The following is a 19,796-nucleotide window of genomic DNA, read 5'->3' on the forward strand; positions in this document are numbered from 1 at the left end:
GACTGAATGATACGGTTCGTTCGCAACAGCTTTCGACTGCTTGGAATGGCTAGGACTTTGGCGCGTCATGATGCGCTGTTTCCACTTGCCCTTGTGCCGGGTGGAAAGGTTCTGGCGTTTTTTGCCCGACTGACAGCACCATTTTCACGTCGATCCGATTTGCGGCCGGGGCGCCGGTTGGCCCGTGCGCTTGAAGAATTGGGCCCCGCATTCATCAAGCTTGGCCAGACACTGGCCACGCGTGCCGATCTGATCGGGGATGATGTTGCGGCTGATTTATCAAGCCTGCAGGATAGATTGCCGCCATTTTCGGCCAAGATTGCCAAGCGGATCATTACCGAACAGCTTGACGGGCCGTTTGAAACCCTGTTTTCCGAGTTTGATGATACACCTGTTGCGGCGGCATCCATCGCCCAGGTGCATTTTGCCACCACGTCCGATGGGCGAGAAGTTGCCGTCAAGGTGCTGCGCCCGGATATCAAGACGCGCTTTGCCCGTGACCTTGATCTGTTTTACTGGGTGGCGGAGATTGCCGAACTGACGCAACCGCGCTTGCGTCGTCTCAAACCGGTTGAAACCATCAAGACGCTGGAAGACAGCGTGCATCTTGAAATGGATTTGCGGTTTGAAGCATCGGCAGCATCCGAGTTCCGCGACAATTTCGAGGCTGATCCGACCTATTATGTGCCGCAGATCGATTGGGAACGGACGGCAGAACATGTGATCACCATGGAACGGGTCAAAGGTGTTCGCATCGACAATGTCGAAGCCCTGGATCGCATGGGTGTTGATCGCTCCGCCCTTCTGGCGAAGGCGGCGGGGGCATTTTTCCAACAGGTTTTCCGTGACGGTTTCTTCCACGCCGATATGCATCCGGGCAACCTGTTTGTCGACGAAACCGGTAAGGTCAGCATCGTCGATTTCGGGATCATGGGGCGTGTTGACCGTCAGACGCGCCTGTACCTCGCAGAAATGCTTCTTGGTTTTCTGACGCGTGATTATCGCCGTGTCGCCGAGGTACATTTCGAAGCGGGATATGTCCCACGTAACCAGTCGCTTGAAAATTTCCAGCAGGCGTGCCGCTCCATCGGCGAGCCGATTCTGGGCAAGGAACTGGCCGATATTTCGGTCGGGCGCCTGTTGGGGCAGCTTTTCCAGATTACCGAAACCTTCGGGATGGAAACCCAGCCGCAGCTTCTGATGCTTCAGAAAACCATGATCGTTGCCGAGGGGCTTTCGCGTATTTTAAGTCCGAACGAGAATATGTGGGAATTGTCGCGTCCGCTGATCGAAGAATGGATGCGCGAAAACCTTGGCCCGGAAGCAAAGCTTGCCGAAGCCACCCGACAGGCAGGGACGATGTTGCGCCGGTTGCCTCGCGTTCTTGAGGCTGCCGAACAGGCATCGGCCGTCTTTACCGATCAGGGGTTACGCCTGCATCCTGATACGGTTGCCGCGATGCGTGGCCGGTCAAACGGGCAGCGCAGTTCCGGTGGAGTTTCCAAGCAATCCATCCTGCTTTGGGTCGCGATTGCAGCACTTGCAGTCGCCCTGTTCGTCAAATAGAGGACGGCAATGAGCGAAATTGAAATCAGTTGTGATCGCGGTCGGCTGGACCTTGGATATTGCTATGATTTCATTGCCAATTCTTATTGGTCGCGGGGCAGGTCGCGCGGCGAGTTTGACCGTTCGGTTGAAATGTCGGTGCCGGTTGGCGCCTATTGTGATGGACGGCAGGTTGGCTTTGCCCGCGTCGTGACCGACTTCATCGCCATTGCCTATATCGCCGATGTGTTTGTTGACCCCGATTACCGTCGTCGCGGAATTGCATCCATGATGCTTGATGCCCTGCATGGTCATCCCGATATTGCGCGGGTCAAACGTTGGATGCTGGCGACGCATGACATGCAGCCGGTTTATCGCCAGCATGGATATGAGGACCTGAATGAAACGATCATGATGCGGCTCGATGCCGAATCCGATGATCGGGAACCTTTGCTCTAGTCGCGATTAAACCCGACATTTTAAAAAAAACGCTGCCACGGTCAGACCGGGCGGCGTTTTTGTTTCCGGCAATCTCGCAATCAGCTGGTGCGGACTTCATCAAGGAAGTTGCCGACCTCGCTGCGCAGCGTTCCTGATTGCGCGCCAAGTTTTTCGGAGGCATCAAGTACCTGGCGGGCGGCATCGCCGGTCTGGCGGGCCGCAGACTGCATTTCATGGATATGGCTTGTGACTTCCTGCGTGCTCTGGACCGCCTGCTGGACGGAGTGTGAGATTTCGGACGTCGCCTGTCCCTGTTCCTGAACTGCAGCGGCAACCTCGGATGCGATTTCGTTCAGATTGGCGATGATGCTGGTGATGCCATCAATTGCACCGACAGCTTCCTGGGTCGATCCCTGAATGCCGGAAATCTGGGCTGAAATATCCTCGGTCGCGCGTGCTGTCTGATTGGCAAGGTTCTTTACCTCGTTGGCCACCACGGCAAAGCCTTTGCCCGCGTCACCGGCACGTGCGGCTTCGATCGTGGCGTTCAGGGCCAGAAGGTTGGTCTGTTCGGCAATGGCCTGAATGATCTGGACCACTTCGCCGACTTTCTGTGCTGAAACATCAAGCCCCTGAACCATTTCATTGACGCGATTGGCTTCGGTGCTGGCGTTGGCGGTAATGTTTGACGTGTCATTTACACGCGCACTAATATCGCGGATTGAAACTGATAGCTGTTCGGCAGCACTGGCGACCGTTTCGACGCTATGATTGGCCTGCTCAACCGCGGCAACCACTGCCTGCGAACCGGATTCGTTCTGATGAACGGCCGCAACCATTGTCTGGGCGACTTGCTGCATTTCGCTTGATGCGCCCGATACACCGTCGACAACACCCATGACGGTCTGTTCGAAACGCCCGGCAAGGCCGTTCATTGCCTCTCGCCGTTTTATTTCTGCGCGCTCGCGTTCCTGTTCGCGTTCGCGATCAAGTTGGGCAACTCGGTTGGCATTTTCCTTGAAGACTTCGACCGAGGCCGCCATCTGGCCAATTTCATCGGTGCGATGAACGCCAGGGATGTGAATGTCGCGATTGCCATCAGCAAGGGCCGCCATGGCACCATTGATTTTAACAAGCGGGGTAATGATCTGATTGCGCAGGACAAACCAGGTGCTGCCCAGAAGGACGGCAAGGATTGCCGCCGCAAGAGCCAACTGGATGATGACGGCCTGTTTTACCTCGGCATTTACGCGCTCCAGGCTCCATGCGGTCAGCAGCATGCCGCGATACTGATCTTCGTCCCGGCGTTTGGAATATTTGGTAATCGGCGCAGCAACAATGACCGCATCGTCAGCGATGAAGCTGACAACTTCCTTGTTTTCAAGCCGCTCCAGATAAGGTTCGGCAAGTGCAGCCAGATCGTGTTCGGGAAGGTTTTCGGATTGATAGGTCGCAATGGGTTCGCCGTCCGGATTGGCTGCCACCAGCGATGCCAACTGTGATCCTTCCTTGTCGGTGATCTTGCGGAATTCTTTTTCGACCGAGTTGCCGTCCATGGCAATAAAGCCCGGTTGCACGGCTGTTGACAGCATTTCGGTTTTTTCGACCGACTCATTATACATGATTTCGATCATCGCATCGCGTTGCGAAACCGTCTGGATCGTCATCATTGCGCCAAAGCCGACAATCAGCAAGGCAACCACAACCAGAATGACTTTGCGTCCGACAGAGCCGCCGGATCGTTTGGTTTCGGCCATTTAAGGTCTCCCGTCCTTTGAAGCCTGATGATATTTGTTCCCTCGTTACCTGATCGATGACCCGCGATCATTTCAAAGCGTCGCAGCTTGCTCGAACAGGTTGGTGCCGTCTTTTTGGCATTCCGAATTACGGCTCCGGAAAATTGCCAAACCGACGGTCATTTATTGTTTTGGTTCCCTGTGTAACACCACAGGGACTGGGTAGTATTTTAACGCCTTTCTTCAGTCCTTCATAAAAAGCTACTTCAAAGCGCGACATAACCGAAATAATTAAAATCGACTTGTTTGAAATTGTCCGAAACTCACTAAATGCGATAAAATCATCCGGTATTGTTCTTGTTTTTAGAAAATAATGCTATTCGCATGTTCGCTGATTTTTGCGGCGCGAATCGTCTGGCGATGACAACCGGCCAACGGGCGAGTACATATGGGAATGGTCGTCTGCCTTTTTGACATTGTATGATCCGGCGATTGCAGTTTAACGGGACGGGGAACCCGAATGGCGAAGTCCAGAACCATGAACAAGCCGCGTGCGGCCAAAAAAACCAAAAAAGCGATAGCCAGTGGTTCTGCAAAAAATCTTGCGCAACAAGCTTCGACGGATAGTGTGCCGGGCTTTGTTGTTCCCAAGCCTGAAACTCCAGAATTGCCACAGACAAAAAACGACGCGGTCAAAAAAGTGGCTAATCAATCCCCCGGTGCACCCGTAATCGCCGGACGCTCGGGCAAATCGGAAATGTTCACCCGTGCACTTGATGCCCATCAGTCTGGGAGAATTGAAGAAGCAATTTCGCTTTATGGTACGGTTCTCAGGCAAAACGCTGATCAGCCCGATGTCTGGAATAACCTTGGTGTCGCGCTTAGGCGCAGTAAACGGCTTGATGCCGCACTTGTCGCCTATCGCAGGGCGGCGGAGCTCCGTCCCGGCAATGCGGGGCTTTGGTCAAATATGGGTAACTGCCTGCGTGAAATGATGCGGTTCGATGAGGCCGCGGCGGCTCATGACAAGGCGCTGGAACTTGATGCATCGATCAAGTCGCATCCGTTCAATGCTGGCTTGGTTTATCGCGATACCAATCGGTTCGAGCAGGCTATCAAACATTTTGATGAGGCTTTGGCCATTGATCCCGATTATGTCGATGCAAACTGGGACAAGGCACTGGCACTTTTGGCAACAGGCCAGTACGAAGCGGGTTGGGCCGGATATGAAACGCGCCGCAAGCTTGCCGATAATCCGATCCGCCCGCTTGAATCTGTTCCGGAATGGGATGGAAAAGCCGATTTACGCGGCAAAAGACTGCTGCTGCGTGCTGAGCAGGGCTTTGGCGATATGATCCAGTTTGCTCGTTTTGTCCCATTGGTAGGGAAGAGGGCCGCGCATATCATTCTTGAATGCAGATCGGAATTGATCCCGGTGATGCGCACGATTGCCGGTGTCGGAACGATTGTTGAAAAGGGGGCGAAATTGCCCCCCTTTGATCTGCATGTCCCACTCCTTAGCCTGCCGCATGTCATGAAAATCAGCGAAGCGGAACTGCATCGGGTCTCTGCCGAACCCTATCTGAGCGCGCCGAAAGGCAAGCAGGCACGATTAAGCCCGCCATCGGGTACAGTGCTTAAGGTTGGGCTGATATGGGCAGGCAAGCTTAATCCGCGTGACCGATCCTGCCCCCTTGAACTGCTGATGCCGCTTATGGCGCAGAAAGGGGCAAGTTTTTACAGTTTTCAGGTCGATGAGCGGCGGGGCGACATAGCCAGACTTGGCGCCAATGCCCTGATTACCGACATGGGTGAACATATTCATGATTTCGGTGACAGTGCAGCCTTGATGAAGGCGATGGATCTGGTCATTACAATCGATAGTGCGCCTGCCCATCTTGCCGGGGCACTTGGTGTGCCGGTCTGGATGTTACAGCTTTATACGACAGATTGGCGGTGGATGGTCGGGCGGACCGACAGTCCATGGTATCCGACAATGCGTATTTATCGGCAGGAAGCACCGGGGGATTGGGCTGTCCCGATTGCAAAGCTGGGCGCTGATTTTGCCAATCTTCTTAAGGCGCGGCTGGGAGCGGTGGTATAGTTAAGACAATTGGCGGCTAAATTTTGGCCAACACCCGGTGAAAGTCTGATCAATTCTTTAAACAGGAAGAGTCCCGGCCCTTGTCTTTAGCGATGACTCAGCGTAGGAAAGCGCCTTAAATTTACGAAGAATATCGACCGCTGTCCGGTCTTTCCCATGATTGGGGCTGATAGTCAGCAGGCGATCCGTTTTTTGCGCAGGAGAAAGCTTGTGAGCGAAGCTGCTTATAACAAAGGTTTCCCGGTTTCCTGGGAACAGATGCATCGCGACGCACGTGCATTGGCGTGGCGTCTGCTGGAAAAAGGTCCGTATAAGGGCATTATCGCGATTACCCGTGGGGGGCTGGTTCCGGCTGCTATTATTGCACGTGAACTTGATATCCGTCTGATTGATACGGTTTGCATTCGCAGTTACTCTGACAAGACGCGCGGCGATCTTGAATGGCTTAAAGGGATCGAAGGTGATGGCACGGACATGCTGATCATTGATGATCTGGTCGATACCGGCAAAACCGCGAAGGCCGTACGTGAAAAGCTGCCAAAGGCACATTTCGCGACAGTCTATGCCAAGCCGCTTGGTCGCGAGATTGTCGACAGCTTTGTGACCGAGGTTTCCCAGGATACCTGGATTTATTTCCCCTGGGATATGGAACTCTCGGTTAACGCGCCGATATCCGAGCGCGTTCGCTAATCGGTCTTGAAGATCTGATCGTATCTTTCTCAAGGCCTGTTGGACCGAAAAGGAGGACACGATGCAAAATCAAAATTGCCCGGCTCGCTATCGTCAACCGTCATTAACGGTCCGATGGGCCGGGCATTTCTGTTTTTGGCTTGGGTTCTGCGCCCTTGCGATTACGGGCATATCGGCCCCTGTCATCGCACAAGAGCTACCTGCGCAAACGCAAAAAGCCATGTCTCTTTTGCGGCCTGAAAGCGGTTATCGGCTTGAATTGTTTGCCCCGGTAAATAATGCGCGTTCTATCGCGGTTGCCCCGGAACTGAAGGGTATTTTCGTCGGAACGCGTGGTCCCAATCTTTATTTCGTGCGTGATGCAGATGGGGATGGCAAGGGCGAGGAGGTCAATCTGATTGCTGATGACTTCAAGATGGCCAATGGCATTGCCTATAAGCCCGGTACCTTGTTTGTAGCCGATCAGCACCGGGTTGTGTCCTACGACCTTTCAAATTTTGATGGAAGTGCTTTGGGGCGCCCGCGCATCCTGTTTACCAACCTGCCTGACAAGCGCCATCATGGTTGGCGTTACGTCGCACTTTCGCCGGATCAAAGCCATCTGTTCATTGCTGTTGGTGCGCCGTGCAATATCTGCAGGGTCAGCGGACTTGAAGGGACGATCATTTCCATGCCGATCAGTGGCGGGGCACCGAAAATCTATGCCAGCGGCATCCGTAATTCGGTCGGGCTGACCTTTCATCCCGACACCGGTGATTTGTGGTTTACCGATAATGGCGGAGATAACCTTGGCGATGATGTTCCGCGCGAAGAGTTAAACCATGCACCCACCGAGGGGCTGTTTTACGGTTATCCGTGGTATGCAGGAAACGATACGCGATCCCCGCAGTTTTCCAATGAAACGCCCCCGGCTGAAGTCACCTTTCCGGCCTTTACCTTTAACGCGCACAATGCCGCGTTGGGGCTGACCTTTGATGATGGTGATGCGCTTGTGGCGTTACACGGATCATGGAACCGGACGATCCCGGATGGTTACAAGGTTGTCCGGGTAGAGTTTCGCAATGGTGAACCTGTGGCAACCAATCCTTTCCTGGATGGTTTCCTGCGTAGCAACGGGGAAGTTGTTGGTCGTCCGGTGGACGTAAAGCATTATATTGATGGATCGATACTGGTGTCGGATGACCATGCCAGTGCGGTCTGGCGACTGGTTCCGGCGGACGGTTAGGTCATCCAAAATAAATGAACCCGGTATCGGGGACGGGCTTGCACCGACCTCGAAACCGGGCTATAAAACCGCCGCTTCGCGGGTGTAGTTCAATGGTAGAACGGCAGCTTCCCAAGCTGCATACGAGGGTTCGATTCCCTTCACCCGCTCCAAGCTTTCCCAAAATAATTTTCTGCCAGATCGCTGTTTAGGTACAGGACGGATTTCTCTTTGAAACCGTTCGATCAGTTTGGCTTATTTTTCTATCGGTGCGTAAGAAAGGTTCTGTTTGCGGGCTTGCTCGTCGCTGCAGAGAAGTTTTGCCTTATCCGCAATAAGGTTCTCATAGCGGGGATCCAGAGTGCCGACATAGTGCTCATTCCCGACAGGCGCGAAAAGGCAGCGACCTCTTTCACCATCAAGCCGTTTGCCTGATCGCCATTCGGATGGCGGGATCATATCGCCGCCCTGAATGCCGATCCCGGCATTGTCAGCCTCTTCCGAAAGACCGTCATAACGATGGGAATATCCTTCGATCGGAAGGGCTTCACCGTCACTGACCATCGCTGCTGCCACATCGCGTTCTCCAATACCGCATTCGACAATCGGGAAATCATCGTCCTTTCCGGAATGTTCCTGATCACCGGGCCAGCAGCGCACGGTAAAGGGAGCCATAGCGAAATATTTACGAAGCTGCATGGCTGATGACATGCCGCAATCCCAAAAGCTGCCGTTATGCAGGCATTGCTGACCAAGTTCCGGTGCATCGATCCCCGCAATATCGGCAACTACCCCGTCAATCATGATCGTGTCACCATCAATGACCAGAACATCGCGACCCTCCGCCTTCAACGCCATTTGATCGCTTTGCTGGTTATCGCCAGCTGCGTGTACCGGTTTGTCCTGCAAATAGACGGCAAGTGCACAAGCAACAGGAATGGCAAGCAGGATAATCAGGCGGAAAAAGCGGTTCAAAGTGACCTCGATGGTTTGGTGATTGGACAGAGGCGATGCAATCGAGATACAGAATGGCATGAATGGCTTTGATAAGGACAGCCGAAAACAACGGCAAAATAATGACCCGCAATATCGGGAAATTTGCGGCTCTGATTCCTTCTGTGATGGTGCATCTGCGATAACAGGATGCAATCGCTGTCATTTGGCTGTAAAAGCGGATTTCCCGAGTTAGGCACGGACACTGTTCTTGTTTCGACTGCAACCCATCTTTTTCGTCGTAGGTATCATGGTTATCATCATCGGTGTGTCGATGATGATCCCGGCTGCGGTCGATTTGTATTACGGTAACCCGGACTGGAAAATTTTCGCGCAGGCGTCGATGACCAGTATCGGGCTCGGTGGTATGGCGTGTCTAGCCTGCCGGTCTGAAATGGGCCCGCGTGTGACAGCCCGGCAGGGATATGTCCTGACAGTTTTTTCATGGGTCGCGATCAGTCTGACTGGGGCATTGCCCCTTTGGTTTTCATCCCTTGATATCAGTTTCTGCGATGCGGTCTTCGAGACTGTTTCGGGGCTAACGACAACCGGATCGACAATTTTGTCCGGGCTGGATGATATGCCGCCCGGGTTGTTACTTTGGCGGTCGATCCTGCAGTGGCTGGGCGGTATCGGGATTATTGTTACAGCGCTTGCATTATTGCCTATGATGCGGGTTGGCGGAATGCAGCTCTTTCAAATGGAAAGTTCGGACCGTTCGGAAAAGCTGAGTCCGCGCATTCGTGACATGTGCCTGCAAATCGTGATGATTTATGTCGGCCTTAGTGTCATCTGCATGGTGTTGTACCGGATTTTTGGCATGACCTGGTTTGACGCGATCAATCATGGCATGTCGACTTTGGCGACTGGCGGTTATTCAACATCCGATCTCTCATTTGCTAAATTCGATTCCAGTTTGGCGCTGCACTGGGTCGGAATCATTTTCATGTTTGCTGGTGCCCTGCCTTTTACGGCCTATGCCGTTCTGATTCGCAAACGCGATATCTGCGCGATAATAAGTAATCAGCAAATAAGGCTTTTCCTGATTGTCATTGCCGGTTTCACCGGGCTTTTGACACTGAGGCTGATGCATATTTCTGATGACGGTTTTTTCAGGTCGCTGACCATGGCTGCGTTTAACCTTGTTTCGGTGATCACGACAACCGGTTACGCGTCGGGTGACTATCTGCAATGGGGACCAGCGGCGATCATGCTGTTCTTCTTTGCGACTTTTATCGGGGGGTGTTCCGGCTCTACGGCCGGCGGATTCAAGATGTTCCGGCTTTATGTCGTGTTCACCGGACTTAAAGCCCATTTTATGCGGCTTCGCAGTCCTTCGGCAGTAATAGTAAGCCGGATCGATAAACATGAAATCACTTCTGACATCTATAATGCGGTGACGGTCTACGTCTTCCTGCTGACGATCAGCTATATCGCGATCAGTGTCGCATTGGCTTTTACTGGGCTTGATCTGGTGACGTCGATGAGTGCGGCGGCGACGTCACTTGCCAACGTTGGTCCGGGTCTTGGCCCGATTGTCGGCCCGGCGGGGAACTTCCAGTCATTGCCGGATGCGGCAAAATGGATTCTTGATATCGCGATGGTACTTGGGCGGCTGGAATTTGAAACATTTCTTGTGCTTCTGATGCCAGCCTTCTGGCGGGACTGATTTCGCTCATTTGTGACGAATGCCCGCAGCATTGCCGTGGTTTTGCCCGATACGGGCAGTAGTTTTCATCAGAACAAATCAATGAAGGACACGCAAATGGCAAAATGGAACATTCCCGGTCGTAAACTCGTTCTTGGCTTGTCGGTTTTGATGGTGGCCGGGGCGCTCGGTGCCTGTTCGCCAGAGGTTGGCAGCAAGGAGTGGTGCGAGGACATGAAAGCAAAACCAAAAGGCGACTGGACGGCCAACGAGGCAACGGATTTCGCCAAGCATTGCGTTTTCTGATCTTCGATTCCCTGTTGCAATGGGGGGGGGCTTTGGCCCGACACCCTCTAATGATGCCCTTTGGCTGCCGCATGTCGGGAAAAACACCAAAGGGCAGAATTTTGCGTAAAACCCAAATAAAAATGAATGGAACAACTCGTTTTGGGTGGCGTTTGAGTTTCAAGATTGCCGCCTATGCGTGCGGTGCAGCAAGCTGCATTTGCCAACGCACGAGAAATCCCTATAATGCGCGGCCCGCGAGCAATCGCGTAAGTCGAGAATGACAACAATTTTTATACGAGGTTAGACAATTATTATGAGTGCCGAAAATCTCCATGTCGGTGTGATCGGCGCAACCGGTGCGGTTGGCGTCGAGCTGATCAATGTTATGTTTGATCGCAACTTCCCTGTGGGTGAACTCACCCTGTTCGCATCCGAGCGTTCTGCAGGCAAGACCGTGGAGACTAATTACGGCACTAAGACCATCGCACTGTTTTCGGTTGAAGAAGCCAAGCAGTGTGACATTGTCTTCCTTGCAGTTTCCGGTGATTTTGCGAAGGAATTCGCCCCGCAGATTGCCGAGGGCGCGCTGGTAATCGACAACTCTTCGGCGTTCCGTCTGAATGACGATGTGCCGTTGATCGTGCCGGAAATCAATGGTGATCTTGCCAAGACTGCCAAGCTTATTGCCAATCCGAACTGCACCACTGCGATTGCAGCCGTGGCTCTTTGGCCGCTGCACAAGGCATTTGGTCTGAAAAAGGTGTTTGTATCCACCTATCAGGCGGCGTCTGGTGCGGGGCAGCCAGGCATGAACGAACTGCGTGAAGGTTTGGCCGCAGGTCTTGAAGGCAAGCCGGTCCCGGCCGAGGTGTTTGCTCATCCGCTGGCTTTCAACGTTATCCCGCATATCGATAGCTTCCAGGAAAATGGCTATACCCGCGAAGAGATGAAAGTTACTTGGGAAACCCGCAAAATCTTTGGTACGCCGAACCTGCCGGTATCCTGCACGGCTGTGCGTATTCCGACCGAGCGTACCCATTCGGAATCCATCGTGATCGAAACCGAAAAGGCTGTGACCCCGGCGGCGGCGCGGGAGGCGCTGGCGAATGCCAAGGGCGTTAAACTGGTCGATGATCCGGCAAACAATGTCTATCCGATGCCGATTAACGCGACCAAGCAGTATGACGTCGAAGTGGGTCGTATCCGGTCAAACCTGATCTTTGGTGATCATGGTTTGGAACTGTTTGTCGCCGGTGACCAGTTGCTTAAAGGTGCCGCGTTGAACGCGGTCCAGATCGCTGAAGCATATATCGCGGATTAAGCGATATAACGGATGCTAAATAAAAACGGCCCCGAAATCGGGGCCGTTTTTATTTGTGAAATCACCGTATTCAGGCAACAGAGATGTGATCCCGTCCGGTATTTTTGGCGGTATAAAGCGCATTATCAACACGTGTGATTAGCGTTTCAAACTCCTCGCCATCACGATATTCCGTGATGCCAGCACTGACCGTGACCAGAATGTTATCCCGCCCGAAACGTATCGGATGTTCGCGAATGGCATCAGCAATTTCGCGAGCCTTGGTCATGGCTTCCTGCCGGTTGAGTCCGGGCAGAAGAAGAACAAATTCATCACCACCCCAACGGCATAGCGTATCTGATTCCCGCGAATGATGGCGAATGGTGGTGGCAACTTCCTTAAGCGTTGCATCGCCTCCCGGATGGCCGAAGGTATCGTTGACCTCTTTGAATTCATCAAGATCGAGACAGACGATGCCAAGCGGTTCGGCCCTGCGTTTGCAGGACTTGGCCACACCTTCAAATACCAGGTCAAAGACCTGTCGATTGCACGCACCGGTCAACTTATCGCGCGATGCCAGTTCTTCCAGGCGGTTCTGATAATTGCGGATCGTCAGATATGCGGCAATTCCGACAATCGCGGTGATCAAAAGAGATATGGCGATATTGATCAGGAACGTGGTTTCAATCTGCTGATCACCGATATGCTCCTTTTGTTCAACCAGCAATAGCCAGCCGAATTCAGGAACAAGGCGACTGTTGACGAAATAGGTTTCACCGTGGTCCTCGTAGGTGATCGAAGAGCCTGGAGACGTCAGAATCTGCGTAGCATGATTACGAATGCCATCGCGATCATGCAGTGTTTCGGACGTACCAAAGCCACTGCCGTGCAGGGTGATGCGGCCTTCCTGATCAACAAAGTAAATCGTCCGGCCATACCGTTTCTGATAGGTTTCTATCAGGCGGGTAACAGAGTTGACGGATAGGCCAACACCGGTAATGCCGATGACATTGCCATCATAATCGCGCACCTGATAATTGACGAAAACGGCCAGGCGAGACCGGTCTGCGGTATCGTGATCAACATTGATTTCATAAGGTTTTTGATTGTCGCGGGCTTGAAAATACCAGAAATCAGCCGGATCATCTTTGGATACCTGCTTGATCATGCCGGTAGGGTGATAATAGTTCCGGGTTTTATCCGAGATGAAATAACCTGTGACCGTGTCATAGCGCATCTGGATTTCGCTGAGATAGCGAATGATTTGTTCGGGATCATTTTCCCCGCCAAGCGTCCAGTCGCGGACAAAGGTATCCTGCGCCATCAGTGACGAAATAAATATCGGTTGCAACAGGTCGCGCTGGATTTCCGAATAGATGTTGTCACTGGTGAGTGGCAGGGTGCTCTCGGAAATCTGCTGTTCCAGCGATTGTCGCGCGACATAGAAGCTGACAAAACTCGTGGTCAGAAATCCGACAACGAGCAAAATGCATAAGACGACGGCGAAATAGATTTTCTTTCCCGGCACGGAAAGCCCCCAAGGTAGTTTCAGGGCAACGATATTCGTTGCAAGTTATTGTTATTTTGGGAATTTTATTTTTCCCGAGTATAATTTATTCGATAATTTTCATGTTTTCTATCGGCCATTTCGCCGAATTAACGAATTGCTTTCATAGGTAGTAAATTATATCAAAAAATAAACCGCCAGTCATTAAGGCTGGCGGTTTTATGGGAGATTGTGGTTTCGCGTCTGTGTTTTATCGACGGAAGACGACGGTCTTGCTGCCATTGCGGAAAACACGATGTTCGCAATGCATCTGAATTGCGCGCGAGAATACGACGGATTCAATATCGCGCCCGATTTCAACCATGTCTTCGGCCGTCATCGTATGATCGACATGTTCGATGGCCTGATGGATGATCGGTCCTTCATCAAGGTCGGCTGTGACATAGTGCGCAGTTGCCCCGATCAGTTTCACGCCCCGTGAATGCGCCTGATGATAAGGTTTGGCACCCTTGAAGCTGGGCAGGAAGGAGTGATGAATATTGATGCAGCGACCTTCAAGTTTGCGGCACAGATCGGTTGAAAGAACTTGCATATAGCGCGCCAAACCAACCAGATCGGCATCGTGTTCGTCGACGATATCAAGCAGCTTGGCTTCCTGGGTTGCTTTGGTTTCTTTGTTCACCGGGAGGTGATAGTAAGGAATTCCGTACCATTCGACGATTCCGCGCATGTCTTCGTGGTTTGAAACAATGGCCGGGATTTCGATATGCACATTGTTTGAGGCAACCCGGTGCAGCAGATCGTTCAGGCAGTGGCCAAACTTTGACACCATCAGCAACACTTTTGGCTTCCGATGGAAATCGTGAAGTTCCCACTGCATCGTGAATTTTTCTGCGATGGTGGCGAATTTATCGGCAAATTCGGCCTTTGTGCGTAGGGCACGACCGGCATCGAATTTCACGCGCATGAAAAAGCGATTGCTCTGCGGGTCGCCGAATTGCTCCAGCTTGTTGACGAACGCGCCTTCTTCGGCAAGGAAGCTGGTGACACCGGCGACGATCCCGAAGGTATCCGGGCAGGTGATCGTCAGGATGAAGGTTTTGGCGAGTTCGGACATTTCCGCTTTGTCTTTCGGTTTATGAATTTTGACCTGCATGCGATATACCGGCGTTGGCAGGCCGTGCCAACCCGGAATTGGCGTTAAACAAGCTCTGCCAACGCTGATAGGCCTAATACGCATAGCTCTATGATTGAGGCATGAAATTACGATCAAGCAAGTAGCCACACGTTTAAAAGCTGGACATTGGCAGGGCATGTGCGAAGAATTCCGCTTCGCTTGCCGGAAGATGATGCAAACGAACCGGTTTTTCGGTTATGCAGTGCAGCTTGTCGGGATAATCGCGAAGACATGTCATGCCCGGTTCAATGGGAACGGGCGTAAAACATGGTACGGGGCTTTTCATTGATCGATTTTCGTCCAATCCTTTTCATTATTGGCATTTTGCTGTGCACCCTGTCGATCGGGATGTTCATCCCTGCCTTGGTTGATATGTATTACGGGCAACGGGATTGGTTGGTGTTTTCTGCCGCATCGGCCGTATCGCTGTTCATCGGCGGTGCGCTGGTGATGATGAACCGGACCGAGAATCTCAAAATCACATCGCGACAGGCTTTTATCCTGACCACAACAAGCTGGCTTGTTCTGACTGCCGTATCCGCATTGCCCTTTGCGTTTTCCGACCTTGATATGAGCTACACGGACGCGTTTTTTGAAGCGATGTCGGGGATTTCGACGACCGGTTCGACCGTGATCGTCGGACTTGATACTGCCCCACCAGGCATTTTGCTGTGGCGCGCACTTTTGCAGTGGCTTGGTGGGATTGGAATCATTGTGATGGCAATTGCCGTCATGCCGATGCTGCGTGTTGGCGGTATGCAGCTTTTCCGGATGGAGAACTCTGACAAGTCTGATAAGGCTTTTCCGCGTGCAACCCAGATCGCCATTGGTATCGCCAGTTTGTATCTGGGCTTCACCATAATTTGGGCGTTTCTTTTGTGGTGGGCGGGTATGCCCGGATTTGATGCGATTGCCCATGCGATGACGACGATTGCTACCGGTGGTTTCTCGACCAAGGACGCATCGGTCGGGCATTTTGATAATGCTGCGGTTGATGTGATCATCACATTAGGTATGGCAACGGGCGCATTGCCCTTTATCCTTTATCTTCAAATGCTGCGTGGCAGGACCTTGGCGCTTTTTATGGACGGTCAGGTTCGGTGGTTCGTTGCGATTGCCAGTTCGATCATTCTGGGTCTGACCATCTGGCATTCGCAAACAAACGATGTCACCTTCCTGAATGCGCTTCGGTACACGTCGTTTAACATCATTTCCGTGATGACGGGGACTGGCTACGCCACAACCGATTATGGCCTTTGGGGGCCATTTGCCGTTACTGTATTCTTTTTTGTGATGTTCATCGGGGGCTGTGCCGGCTCAACGACCTGCGGGGTCAAGATATTCCGCCTGCAGGTGCTTTATGAAATTGCCAAGATTCAGCTTTCTCATATGCTGCGGCCTCACGGTGTTTTCATTGCTTATTATAACCGGAAACCGCTTTCCGAAGACGTTACGGAATCGGTGCTCAGCTTTTTCTTCCTGTTCGTCTTCTGCTTTGTGGTTCTGGCGGCGGCTCTTGGCGCAATGGGTCTTGATTTCATTACGGCGGTTTCAAGTGCCGGTACAGCGATTGCCAATGTCGGTCCCGGACTTGGTCCGATTGTCGGTCCGTCCGGTAACTTCGCAACCCTGCCAGACGGGGCGAAGTGGTTGATGTCGATCGGTATGCTGATTGGCCGGTTGGAGGTCTTCACCGTTCTGGTGCTGCTGTTCCCGGCTTTCTGGCGCGACTGATTTTACTCTTCCAGCCTTCCATGATGCCCCGCCTTTGTGCGGGGTTTTCTTTTTCTTTCTGAGTTGATTGTCACCGAAACCCGTTGCGATTTGATTGATTGACAGATTAGGTCATTTGTCCTAAATCTCAAATAGGGCAATTGTCCTATTCGGGTTTCAAGCACCCATCATTAAGGTCGAACAGGCATGATAGTGGAACAGGGCACGCGCGAACGGATTGTCGAAGCTGCGGATCAGCTGTTTTATCAACAGGGGTTCGAGCCGACCTCCTTTGCGGATATAGCGGCCAAGGTCGGCATATCGCGTGGCAATTTCTATTATCACTTTAAAACCAAGGACGAGATTCTTGATGCCGTGATCAATCGGCGTCTGACCAATACCGAACAGATGCTTGATCACTGGGAAGCCACCGGAGAAGACCCGGTCGCCCGCATTCGAAGTTTCATTCATATTCTGATCGTGAACGGGGAAAAAATCCGACGCTACGGATGTCCGGTCGGAACACTTTCTGCCGAACTGGCAAAGCTCAATCATGCTGCGCAGAGTGACGCGGTGGGACTTTTTACCCTTTTTCGCGTCTGGCTAGGTCGGCAGTTCACACGACTTGGCTTTGCCGAACGATCGGACGGTATGGCGATGCATTTGCTTGCGCGCAGTCAGGGTGTGGCGGCGCTTGCCAATGCGTTTGGTGATGAAAAATTCGTCCAGTACGAAGTCGATCAGATGTGTGACTGGCTGGAGGGACAGATGCGGTCGCTTCGTACCCGGAACAACCATGCAGCAACCAAATGATCAGGGATAAGAACAATGTTCACCATTTTACTGACGTTTTCGGAGAATCGAGCGAAGGCATCGCAGTTTATGGAGGGCCATAAACAATGGATCAGCCAGGGGTTTGATGAGGGCGTGTTTCTGGTGGTCGGCAATCTCCAACCCAATCGGGGTGGTGGAATTCTTGCGCACAATACGACCATGGAAGAGTTAACGGAACGTTTGAATGCCGACCCGTTTGTCATCGAAAAAATCGTCGAGGCCGAAATCATCGAAATCACCCCGGCCAGAACGGATGAACGTTTGGAATTCCTGATGGCGTAATATCTCCGGGAATAAGAAAAGAGGGGGCAGTATGGGAACCACAACGATCAGTGCAGACGGCAAAACACGCTGTAAATGGTGTGATGCAGCACCTGAATTTGATGTCTATCACGATACGGAATGGGGCTTTCCTGTTGTTGATGATCGCCGGTTATTTGAAAAGATCTGTCTGGAAGGTTTTCAGTCCGGCCTGAGCTGGCGTACCATTCTGGCCAAACGCGAGAATTTCCGCACCGTATTCCATGACTTCGATTCTGATCTTGTTGCTAAGTTTACAGATCGTGATGTTGAGCGGCTGCTTCGGGATGCGGGCATTATTCGCCACCGTGGCAAGATCGAAGCCGTCATCAACAACGCCAAACGTGCGCGTGAAATGGTGGCACTAGAAGGATCGCTTGCTGCCTACTTCTGGCGGTTCGAGCCAAGGGAGGATTCTGTTGCAAAGCCGCAGACTGCATCCATGTCTGAAATTTCGGTCGCACTTTCAAAGGATCTGAAAAAACGGGGTTGGAAGTTTGTTGGCCCAACGACCGTCTATGCCTTTATGCAGGCAATGGGCTTGATTAACGATCATGCAGAAGGATGCTTTATGCGACCGGTAATCGATGCTGCGCGCCGGGAATTTGAACGGCCGTGATTTTAGAGAAGGTGGCGATGCCAGACCTAGGGTCAGGAGCGGATCGGGGATCGGGATATTGGTCCAGCATCGCCTTGACCCAACAATGCCAAATGAAGTTCATTTGGTGAAATCGAATGTAAATTTAAATTCGATAGAAAAAATCTATTATTATGGATTCTTTAGCGGAAGCCGACAGCTTCACACTATGGCCCGGAGCTGCACGCAAAACGTTGCGCCATCCGGCCCTGTTGCGCTCAGGCGAAGGTCCCCTTCATGGGCCAGGATCAGTTCCCTTGCGATGGCAAGGCCAAGACCGGTTCCGCCTTTCCTGCCGGTTGCGGCGAACGGGACAAACAGATTTTTGATTGCCTTTTCAGGTAGGCCGGGCCCGTTATCCATGATCAGGATTTCAGCAAACGCGTCCTCTTTATTCTGATCATTTGCAGGTGCCAGTTTGATGGTCACCTCAGTTGCCCCGGCATCCAACGGATTGCGGATCAGGTTGCTGAAGGCACGAAAAAGCTGATCATAATCGGCTTCAATCATCAGTTCCGGCGGCAGCTCGATATGGATTTTGGCCTTGCAGGTTTCCTTGGCCGTATCGAGGCTTTCCGGCGCCAGAAGACTTTCACCACCATTCTGCAACAGCACCTGATCGCGCACTTCCTCGATCAATTCGATCAGGGTAAATCGCGCGATATCAAGTGTTGGTGGTGCTTCACGGGCAAAAGACAGCGTTTGTTCGCTTATATAAACCGCACGCTCCATCGATGATAACAGGCGGGGGACGACAGCACGGACTTCCTGATCCTCGCTTTGGGCGAGCTTCTCGGTCATCAGCATTGAGGTTGCCAATGCATTGCGCAGGTCGTGGCTGATTTTTGTTGCCGCGGTTCCAAGAGCCGCAAGACGACGACGTTGGTTTAACATTGCCTGTAAATCGTTCTGCATATTGGCCAGTTCGTGCCGGGCGATGCCAATTTCATCGTCACGATCATCTGGCACGATGACTGATCCCTGATCCTGCGGATTTTCGCGAAAACGGATCATGTCGCTGGTTAATGTTCGCATCGGCCGGACCAGAAGCCGGTTCAACGCAAAATAAACCAGCCCAGCGGTAAAGAAAGAGATCACCAGCGATAACCCCATCACCCGCCAGCCGAAATTGCGCATGTCTTCTGCCAGACCGTGTTCATGAACCAGTATTTCAATTTCGAAGTCCGGTGCCATGGATGGCATGCCAACCACACGCAACATGCGATCATGCGGCTGGGTCAGGGTCGAAAGACCTTCATACAATGCCATCAGGATGGAAAAGGTCGTCAGATCGACGTCATGATCGACCTTTGCGGGCATATCATCGCGCTGAAGCAGCAATTTGCGATCATCTCGGCGTAAAATAACCGCTTCTATCCCGGCATTGGACAACAGTTCCTTTTCCAGATCATCGGGGATCATCTGATCGGGGGTTGCTTCCAGCGCCAGGGCGGCAAGATAGCCGGAATCAAGATGGGCTTTGAGCCAGTCGACCCGATAGCGAGCAACAGACGGTGCAAAGACGAAAATCTCTGCCAGCATGACAAAGCCGACAGTCAGCACCAGCAGGCGTGCAGATAGCGATTTGGCCCATGGGGGCAGTTTGAGATGCGGGCGTTCCATGACAAATGTTAGCCAGAGACGGGGAAAAATGTACAGTGTTTCAGAAGCTTGCCCCC

The 19,796-nt window shown here is 52.4% G+C and carries 17 protein-coding genes and 1 tRNA gene; 13 read left to right on the plus strand and 5 right to left on the minus strand.

Translation table 11 applies throughout. The features are described from left to right. Nucleotides 1-6 precede the first annotated feature (6 nt). Entirely contained in the window at nucleotides 7-1,566 is a 1,560-nt protein-coding gene (gene ubiB, locus TH468_RS19045) for a 2-polyprenylphenol 6-hydroxylase (protein WP_085646112.1), read from the plus strand. Nucleotides 1,567-1,575: 9 nt separating this feature from the next. Continuing rightward, nucleotides 1,576-2,004, plus strand: coding sequence for a GNAT family N-acetyltransferase (locus TH468_RS19050; protein ID WP_085646113.1), 429 nt, complete (start codon nucleotides 1,576-1,578; stop codon nucleotides 2,002-2,004). Nucleotides 2,005-2,084: 80 nt separating this feature from the next. On the opposite strand, the gene TH468_RS19055 is transcribed toward TH468_RS19050, so the two are convergent. Then, on the minus strand, nucleotides 2,085-3,743 hold the full coding sequence (locus TH468_RS19055; RefSeq protein WP_085646114.1) for a methyl-accepting chemotaxis protein: 1,659 nt from the start codon (nucleotides 3,741-3,743) through the stop codon (nucleotides 2,085-2,087). A gap of 499 nt (nucleotides 3,744-4,242) precedes the next feature. Here TH468_RS19055 and TH468_RS19060 point away from each other — a divergent pair, with 499 nt between their 5' ends. The 4 genes from TH468_RS19060 (at nucleotide 4,243) to TH468_RS19075 (ending at nucleotide 7,893) form a co-directional block, all read left to right on the plus strand. Next, entirely contained in the window at nucleotides 4,243-5,826 is a 1,584-nt protein-coding gene (locus tag TH468_RS19060) for a tetratricopeptide repeat protein (protein ID WP_085646115.1), read from the plus strand. 210 nt (nucleotides 5,827-6,036) lie between these two features. Next, nucleotides 6,037-6,516: a xanthine phosphoribosyltransferase gene (gpt, locus tag TH468_RS19065; RefSeq protein WP_062952220.1), complete on the plus strand. Its 480-nt coding sequence runs from the start codon at nucleotides 6,037-6,039 to the stop codon at nucleotides 6,514-6,516. A gap of 220 nt (nucleotides 6,517-6,736) precedes the next feature. After that, nucleotides 6,737-7,741, plus strand: a complete 1,005-nt coding sequence (locus TH468_RS19070) for a sorbosone dehydrogenase family protein (protein WP_246832384.1) — start codon at nucleotides 6,737-6,739, stop codon at nucleotides 7,739-7,741. A gap of 78 nt (nucleotides 7,742-7,819) precedes the next feature. After that, nucleotides 7,820-7,893 (plus strand) — tRNA-Gly (locus TH468_RS19075). Between the two features lie 82 nt (nucleotides 7,894-7,975). Here TH468_RS19075 and TH468_RS19080 read toward each other — a convergent pair. Next, a complete protein-coding gene (locus tag TH468_RS19080) occupies nucleotides 7,976-8,755 on the minus strand; it encodes a thermonuclease family protein (protein ID WP_085646117.1) in 780 nt (259 codons plus the stop codon). A gap of 208 nt (nucleotides 8,756-8,963) precedes the next feature. On the opposite strand from TH468_RS19080, the gene TH468_RS19085 reads away from it, so the two are divergent. From TH468_RS19085 to TH468_RS19095, 3 genes are all read left to right on the plus strand, one after another. Then, nucleotides 8,964-10,382: a TrkH family potassium uptake protein gene (locus TH468_RS19085; protein ID WP_085646118.1), complete on the plus strand. Its 1,419-nt coding sequence runs from the start codon at nucleotides 8,964-8,966 to the stop codon at nucleotides 10,380-10,382. Nucleotides 10,383-10,463: 81 nt separating this feature from the next. Then, nucleotides 10,464-10,667 (plus strand): DUF3012 domain-containing protein, encoded by a 204-nt coding sequence (locus tag TH468_RS19090; protein ID WP_246832385.1) that lies wholly within the window; start codon nucleotides 10,464-10,466, stop codon nucleotides 10,665-10,667. A 295-nt stretch (nucleotides 10,668-10,962) separates the two neighbouring features. Further along, on the plus strand, nucleotides 10,963-11,970 hold the full coding sequence (locus tag TH468_RS19095) for an aspartate-semialdehyde dehydrogenase (protein ID WP_085646119.1): 1,008 nt from the start codon (nucleotides 10,963-10,965) through the stop codon (nucleotides 11,968-11,970). 70 nt (nucleotides 11,971-12,040) lie between these two features. On the opposite strand, the gene TH468_RS19100 is transcribed toward TH468_RS19095, so the two are convergent. After that, nucleotides 12,041-13,477, minus strand: a complete 1,437-nt coding sequence (locus TH468_RS19100) for a sensor domain-containing diguanylate cyclase (RefSeq protein ID WP_085646120.1) — start codon at nucleotides 13,475-13,477, stop codon at nucleotides 12,041-12,043. Between the two features lie 229 nt (nucleotides 13,478-13,706). After that, entirely contained in the window at nucleotides 13,707-14,612 is a 906-nt protein-coding gene (purU, locus tag TH468_RS19105) for a formyltetrahydrofolate deformylase (protein WP_139834767.1), read from the minus strand. A gap of 306 nt (nucleotides 14,613-14,918) precedes the next feature. Here purU and TH468_RS19110 point away from each other — a divergent pair, with 306 nt between their 5' ends. The 4 genes from TH468_RS19110 (at nucleotide 14,919) to TH468_RS19125 (ending at nucleotide 18,099) form a co-directional block, all read left to right on the plus strand. After that, a complete protein-coding gene (locus TH468_RS19110; RefSeq protein WP_085646121.1) occupies nucleotides 14,919-16,367 on the plus strand; it encodes a TrkH family potassium uptake protein in 1,449 nt (482 codons plus the stop codon). Between the two features lie 186 nt (nucleotides 16,368-16,553). Continuing rightward, nucleotides 16,554-17,159 carry a TetR/AcrR family transcriptional regulator gene (locus tag TH468_RS19115; protein WP_210402269.1) on the plus strand — a complete coding sequence of 202 codons (606 nt, stop codon included), beginning with the start codon at nucleotides 16,554-16,556 and terminating at the stop codon, nucleotides 17,157-17,159. A gap of 15 nt (nucleotides 17,160-17,174) precedes the next feature. After that, nucleotides 17,175-17,462 carry a YciI family protein gene (locus TH468_RS19120; protein ID WP_085646122.1) on the plus strand — a complete coding sequence of 96 codons (288 nt, stop codon included), beginning with the start codon at nucleotides 17,175-17,177 and terminating at the stop codon, nucleotides 17,460-17,462. 31 nt (nucleotides 17,463-17,493) lie between these two features. Further along, nucleotides 17,494-18,099, plus strand: a complete 606-nt coding sequence (locus TH468_RS19125) for a DNA-3-methyladenine glycosylase I (RefSeq protein ID WP_085646123.1) — start codon at nucleotides 17,494-17,496, stop codon at nucleotides 18,097-18,099. Nucleotides 18,100-18,279: 180 nt separating this feature from the next. Here the strand turns inward: TH468_RS19125 and TH468_RS19130 are convergent, their stop codons facing one another. Next, a complete protein-coding gene (locus tag TH468_RS19130) occupies nucleotides 18,280-19,740 on the minus strand; it encodes a HAMP domain-containing sensor histidine kinase (RefSeq protein WP_085646124.1) in 1,461 nt (486 codons plus the stop codon). Between the last annotated feature and the right edge of the window lie 56 nt (nucleotides 19,741-19,796).

The sequence above is a fragment of the Thalassospira sp. MCCC 1A03138 genome, assembly GCF_002115785.1.
Lineage (GTDB): Bacteria > Pseudomonadota > Alphaproteobacteria > Rhodospirillales > Thalassospiraceae > Thalassospira.

Bases quoted from the DNA above. Each gene is read 5' to 3' on its own strand.
- ubiB (WP_085646112.1), top strand. From the start codon at position 7: ATGATACGGTTCGTTCGCAACAGCTTTCGACTGCTTGGAATGGCTAGG.
- TH468_RS19050 (WP_085646113.1), top strand. From the start codon at position 1,576: ATGAGCGAAATTGAAATCAGTTGTGATCGCGGTCGGCTGGACCTTGGA.
- TH468_RS19055 (WP_085646114.1), bottom strand. From the start codon at position 3,743: ATGGCCGAAACCAAACGATCCGGCGGCTCTGTCGGACGCAAAGTCATT.
- TH468_RS19060 (WP_085646115.1), top strand. From the start codon at position 4,243: ATGGCGAAGTCCAGAACCATGAACAAGCCGCGTGCGGCCAAAAAAACC.
- TH468_RS19070 (WP_246832384.1), top strand. From the start codon at position 6,737: ATGTCTCTTTTGCGGCCTGAAAGCGGTTATCGGCTTGAATTGTTTGCC.
- TH468_RS19080 (WP_085646117.1), bottom strand. From the start codon at position 8,755: ATGCCATTCTGTATCTCGATTGCATCGCCTCTGTCCAATCACCAAACC.
- TH468_RS19085 (WP_085646118.1), top strand. From the start codon at position 8,964: ATGGTTATCATCATCGGTGTGTCGATGATGATCCCGGCTGCGGTCGAT.
- TH468_RS19090 (WP_246832385.1), top strand. From the start codon at position 10,464: ATGAAGGACACGCAAATGGCAAAATGGAACATTCCCGGTCGTAAACTC.
- TH468_RS19095 (WP_085646119.1), top strand. From the start codon at position 10,963: ATGAGTGCCGAAAATCTCCATGTCGGTGTGATCGGCGCAACCGGTGCG.
- purU (WP_139834767.1), bottom strand. From the start codon at position 14,612: ATGCAGGTCAAAATTCATAAACCGAAAGACAAAGCGGAAATGTCCGAA.
- TH468_RS19115 (WP_210402269.1), top strand. From the start codon at position 16,554: ATGATAGTGGAACAGGGCACGCGCGAACGGATTGTCGAAGCTGCGGAT.
- TH468_RS19120 (WP_085646122.1), top strand. From the start codon at position 17,175: ATGTTCACCATTTTACTGACGTTTTCGGAGAATCGAGCGAAGGCATCG.
- TH468_RS19125 (WP_085646123.1), top strand. From the start codon at position 17,494: ATGGGAACCACAACGATCAGTGCAGACGGCAAAACACGCTGTAAATGG.
- TH468_RS19130 (WP_085646124.1), bottom strand. From the start codon at position 19,740: ATGGAACGCCCGCATCTCAAACTGCCCCCATGGGCCAAATCGCTATCT.